Source organism: Stenotrophomonas terrae, from assembly GCF_039674165.1.
Taxonomy (GTDB): domain Bacteria; phylum Pseudomonadota; class Gammaproteobacteria; order Xanthomonadales; family Xanthomonadaceae; genus Stenotrophomonas; species Stenotrophomonas terrae_A.
This window is the reverse complement of sequence record NZ_JBDJMY010000082.1, coordinates 1-5,524: the sequence shown is the minus strand read 5'-3', so window position 1 is coordinate 5,524 and position 5,524 is coordinate 1. Positions and strand designations below refer to the sequence as shown.

1 protein-coding gene, 2 tRNA genes and 3 rRNA genes are annotated in these 5,524 nt (G+C 53.1%); 5 read left to right on the top strand and 1 reads right to left on the bottom strand.

Features of this window, described 5'->3' with window-relative positions:
• Window positions 1-268 (bottom strand): hypothetical protein (locus tag ABE493_RS19205; protein WP_346500965.1); only part of this gene is annotated, 268 nt, incomplete at its 3' end.
• A 7-nt stretch (window positions 269-275) separates the two neighbouring features.
• Between ABE493_RS19205 and ABE493_RS19200 the strand changes: the two genes are divergently transcribed.
• From ABE493_RS19200 to rrf, 5 genes are all read left to right on the top strand, one after another.
• Window positions 276-1,822: ribosomal RNA gene (locus ABE493_RS19200) — 16S ribosomal RNA — on the top strand.
• Between the two features lie 93 nt (window positions 1,823-1,915).
• A tRNA-Ala gene (locus tag ABE493_RS19195) sits at window positions 1,916-1,991 on the top strand.
• A gap of 73 nt (window positions 1,992-2,064) precedes the next feature.
• Window positions 2,065-2,141, top strand: a tRNA-Ile gene (locus ABE493_RS19190).
• 228 nt (window positions 2,142-2,369) lie between these two features.
• Window positions 2,370-5,248 (top strand): 23S ribosomal RNA (locus ABE493_RS19185).
• Window positions 5,249-5,413: 165 nt separating this feature from the next.
• Window positions 5,414-5,524, top strand: a 5S ribosomal RNA gene (gene rrf, locus ABE493_RS19180); the annotation flags it as partial.

Here is a 5,524-nt window from a genome sequence, read left to right as displayed (position 1 = left end):
CCCCGAAATGAGGTGTTGACGAAGCAGAAAAGCCACCATATAATGGGCGGCTCGCTACGACGGAAACGTCGCAGCCTACGAAGAAGGCGCTGAGGCCTGATTCGAAGTTCTTTGACAGTATGCGCAGGTATCTTGTGAGGACGCCTGCAGGAATGGATGACTGTCCATCTTGCAGACGTTTAATCAAGCAATGATTCAATTGTTTTAATGCAAGCGAAACGTTGCCAGTGGTTGAACTTCTGCAGCTAAAGTTATTGTCTTCGGACATGTAGTTTTAAGTGAAGAGTTTGATCCTGGCTCAGAGTGAACGCTGGCGGTAGGCCTAACACATGCAAGTCGAACGGCAGCACAGTAAGAGCTTGCTCTTATGGGTGGCGAGTGGCGGACGGGTGAGGAATGCATCGGAATCTACTCTTTCGTGGGGGATAACGTAGGGAAACTTACGCTAATACCGCATACGACCTACGGGTGAAAGCCGGGGACCTTCGGGCCTGGCGCGAATGAATGAGCCGATGCCCGATTAGCTAGTTGGCGGGGTAAGAGCCCACCAAGGCGACGATCGGTAGCTGGTCTGAGAGGATGATCAGCCACACTGGAACTGAGACACGGTCCAGACTCCTACGGGAGGCAGCAGTGGGGAATATTGGACAATGGGCGCAAGCCTGATCCAGCCATACCGCGTGGGTGAAGAAGGCCTTCGGGTTGTAAAGCCCTTTTGTTGGGAAAGAAAAGCAGCCGGTTAATACCTGGTTGTTCTGACGGTACCCAAAGAATAAGCACCGGCTAACTTCGTGCCAGCAGCCGCGGTAATACGAAGGGTGCAAGCGTTACTCGGAATTACTGGGCGTAAAGCGTGCGTAGGTGGTTGTTTAAGTCTGTCGTGAAAGCCCTGGGCTCAACCTGGGAATTGCGATGGAAACTGGGCGACTAGAGTGTGGCAGAGGATAGTGGAATTCCTGGTGTAGCAGTGAAATGCGTAGAGATCAGGAGGAACATCCGTGGCGAAGGCGACTGTCTGGGCCAACACTGACACTGAGGCACGAAAGCGTGGGGAGCAAACAGGATTAGATACCCTGGTAGTCCACGCCCTAAACGATGCGAACTGGATGTTGGGTGCAATTTGGCACGCAGTATCGAAGCTAACGCGTTAAGTTCGCCGCCTGGGGAGTACGGTCGCAAGACTGAAACTCAAAGGAATTGACGGGGGCCCGCACAAGCGGTGGAGTATGTGGTTTAATTCGATGCAACGCGAAGAACCTTACCTGGCCTTGACATGTCGCGAACTTTCCAGAGATGGATTGGTGCCTTCGGGAACGCGAACACAGGTGCTGCATGGCTGTCGTCAGCTCGTGTCGTGAGATGTTGGGTTAAGTCCCGCAACGAGCGCAACCCTTGTCCTTAGTTGCCAGCACGTAATGGTGGGAACTCTAAGGAGACCGCCGGTGACAAACCGGAGGAAGGTGGGGATGACGTCAAGTCATCATGGCCCTTACGGCCAGGGCTACACACGTACTACAATGGTGGGGACAGAGGGCTGCAAGCCGGCGACGGTAAGCCAATCCCAGAAACCCTATCTCAGTCCGGATTGGAGTCTGCAACTCGACTCCATGAAGTCGGAATCGCTAGTAATCGCAGATCAGCATTGCTGCGGTGAATACGTTCCCGGGCCTTGTACACACCGCCCGTCACACCATGGGAGTTTGTTGCACCAGAAGCAGGTAGCTTAACCTTCGGGAGGGCGCTTGCCACGGTGTGGCCGATGACTGGGGTGAAGTCGTAACAAGGTAGCCGTATCGGAAGGTGCGGCTGGATCACCTCCTTTTGAGCAAGACAGCATCGCCTGTCAGGCGTCCCCACAAGAAACCTGCATTCAGAGATCTACACCGGCACAGGCTGGTGTGGAAAGTCCCAATTCGGGGCCTTAGCTCAGCTGGGAGAGCACCTGCTTTGCAAGCAGGGGGTCGTCGGTTCGATCCCGACAGGCTCCACCATTATCAGAGTCTTCTCTTGTGATCGCATTGTTGCGAACCGGGATGAGGCGCTGCTGAGTTATGACAGAACATTGGGTCTGTAGCTCAGGTGGTTAGAGCGCACCCCTGATAAGGGTGAGGTCGGTAGTTCGAGTCTACCCAGACCCACCACTCTGAATGTATCCGCATACTAAGAATTTATAGACATCAGCACTGTGGCTGGTATCTGTTCTTTTAAAACTTGTGACGTAGCGAGCGTTTGAGATTATCTATCTTGACGTGTCGTGAGGCTAAGGCGGAAGACTTAAATGTCTTCTTATTAATTGAGTCGTTATATTTCGTATCTGGGCTTTGTACCCCCAGGTCATATATGTAACCCAAGGCAACTTGCGGTTATATGGTCAAGCGAATAAGCGCACACGGTGGATGCCTTGGCGGTCAGAGGCGATGAAGGACGTGGCAGCCTGCGAAAAGTATCGGGGAGCTGGCAACAAGCTTTGATCCGGTAATGTCCGAATGGGGAAACCCACCGCTTCGGCGGTATCCTGCAGTGAATACATAGCTGCTGGAAGCGAACCTGGTGAACTGAAATATCTAAGTAACCAGAGGAAAAGAAATCAACCGAGATTCCCTAAGTAGCGACGAGCGAACGGGGAACAGCCCTTAAGCTGGTATGGTTCTAGAAAAACGGTTTGGAAAAGCCGGCCATAGAAGGTGATAGCCCTGTATTTAAAAGGGCCATTCCAGTGAAGACGAGTAGGGCGGGGCACGTGAAACCCTGTCTGAATATGGGGGGACCATCCTCCAAGGCTAAATACTACTGACCGACCGATAGTGAACCAGTACCGTGAGGGAAAGGCGAAAAGAACCCCGGAGAGGGGAGTGAAATAGATCCTGAAACCGTGTGCGTACAAGCAGTAGGAGCTCGAAAGAGTGACTGCGTACCTTTTGTATAATGGGTCAGCGACTTACTGTTCGTGGCAAGCTTAACCGTATAGGGGAGGCGAAGGGAAACCGAGTCTGATAAGGGCGCATAGTCGCGGGCAGTAGACCCGAAACCGGGTGATCTAGTCATGCCCAGGGTGAAGGTGCGGTAACACGCACTGGAGGCCCGAACCCACTCCCGTTGCAAAGGTAGGGGATGAGGTGTGATTAGGAGTGAAAAGCTAATCGAACCCGGAGATAGCTGGTTCTCCTCGAAAGCTATTTAGGTAGCGCCTCATATGTATCCTCTTGGGGGTAGAGCACTGTTATGGCTAGGGGGTCATCGCGACTTACCAAACCATTGCAAACTCCGAATACCAAGACGGACTGTATGGGAGACACACGGCGGGTGCTAACGTCCGTCGTGAAAAGGGAAACAACCCAGATCCACAGCTAAGGTCCCAAATTTACTGCTAAGTGGAAAACCATGTGGAAAGGCACAGACAGCCAGGAGGTTGGCTTAGAAGCAGCCACCCTTTAAAGAAAGCGTAATAGCTCACTGGTCGAGTCGGTCTGCGGGGAAGATTTAACGGGGCTAAGCAGTAAACCGAAGCTTGGAGTGTGCATATTTATATGTACGCGGTAGAGGAGCGTTCCGTAAGCCTGTGAAGGTGAGTTGAGAAGCTTGCTGGAGGTATCGGAAGTGCGAATGCTGACATGAGTAACGATAATGCGGGTGAAAAACCCGCACGCCGAAAGCCCAAGGTTTCCTTGCGCAACGTTAATCGGCGCAGGGTGAGTCGGCCCCTAAGGCGAGGCAGAAATGCGTAGTCGATGGGAAGCAGGTTAATATTCCTGCACCTCGCGTAAGTGCGATGGAGGGACGGAGAAGGTTAGGTGTACCAGGCGTTGGTTGTCCTGGGGAAAGGCGGTAGGTTTGAATCTTTGGCAAATCCGGGATTCTTTAAGACCGAGCACCGAGACGAGCCTTTAAGGCGAAGTCACTGATACCACGCTTCCAGGAAAAGCTCCTAAGCTTCAGCTTACGCAGACCGTACCGTAAACCGACACAGGTGGGTAGGATGAGAATTCTCAGGCGCTTGAGAGAACTCGGGTGAAGGAACTAGGCAACATGGCACCGTAACTTCGGGAGAAGGTGCACCCTTTTTGGTGGCTCATGCGAGCTATAGCTGAAGAGGGTCGCAGTAACCAGGCCGCTGCGACTGTTTATCAAAAACACAGCACTCTGCAAACACGAAAGTGGACGTATAGGGTGTGACGCCTGCCCGGTGCTGGAAGGTTAATTGATGGGGTCAGCCGCAAGGCGAAGCTCTTGATCGAAGCCCCAGTAAACGGCGGCCGTAACTATAACGGTCCTAAGGTAGCGAAATTCCTTGTCGGGTAAGTTCCGACCTGCACGAATGGCGTAACGACAGCGGCGCTGTCTCCACCCGAGACTCAGTGAAATTGAAATCGCTGTGAAGATGCAGCGTTCCCGTGGCAAGACGGAAAGACCCCGTGAACCTTTACTATAGCTTTACACTGAACGTTGAGTTCGTCTGTGTAGGATAGGTGGGAGGCTATGAAACTGTGGCGCTAGCTGCAGTGGAGCCATCCTTGAAATACCACCCTGTCGTGCTTGACGTTCTAACCTAGGTCCATTATCTGGATCGGGGACCGTGTATGGTGGGTAGTTTGACTGGGGCGGTCTCCTCCTAAAGAGTAACGGAGGAGCTCGAAGGTACGCTCAGCGCGGTCGGACATCGCGCACTGTGTGCAAAGGCATAAGCGTGCTTGACTGCAAGATCGACGGATCAAGCAGGTAGGAAACTAGGACTTAGTGATCCGGTGGTTCTGTATGGAAGGGCCATCGCTCAACGGATAAAAGGTACTCCGGGGATAACAGGCTGATACCGCCCAAGAGTTCATATCGACGGCGGTGTTTGGCACCTCGATGTCGGCTCATCACATCCTGGGGCTGTAGTCGGTCCCAAGGGTATGGCTGTTCGCCATTTAAAGTGGTACGCGAGCTGGGTTCAGAACGTCGTGAGACAGTTCGGTCCCTATCTGCCATGGGCGTTGGAAGTTTGAGAGGGGCTGCTCCTAGTACGAGAGGACCGGAGTGGACGAACCTCTGGTGTTCCGGTTGTCACGCCAGTGGCATTGCCGGGTAGCTATGTTCGGAAGCGATAACCGCTGAAAGCATCTAAGCGGGAAGCGCGCCTCAAGATGAGACTTCCCGGGGCACAAGCCCCCTAAAGGAACCATATAGACTATGTGGTTGATAGGTCAGGTGTGTAAGTACAGCAATGTATTGAGCTAACTGATACTAATGATCCGTGAGGCTTGACCATATAACCTCAAGTTGCCTTGGCCGACATGACATGTCGATAGAGTCCAAGTTGCACGCTACGTCACAAGACCAAACGCGAGACAGGCGCCGTAGGCCCTTTCTTGGATGGCATGCAGATCCACGCATACCTCCAGAAAGAAGACACGAGCGACGCTCCAACCGTCTCCCTGATGAAATTAGCGCTATGGAACCACCCGATCCCATCCCGAACTCGGAAGTGAAACGTAGCCGCGCCGATGGTAGTGCAGCCTAAGCTGTGCGAGAGTAGGTCATCGTC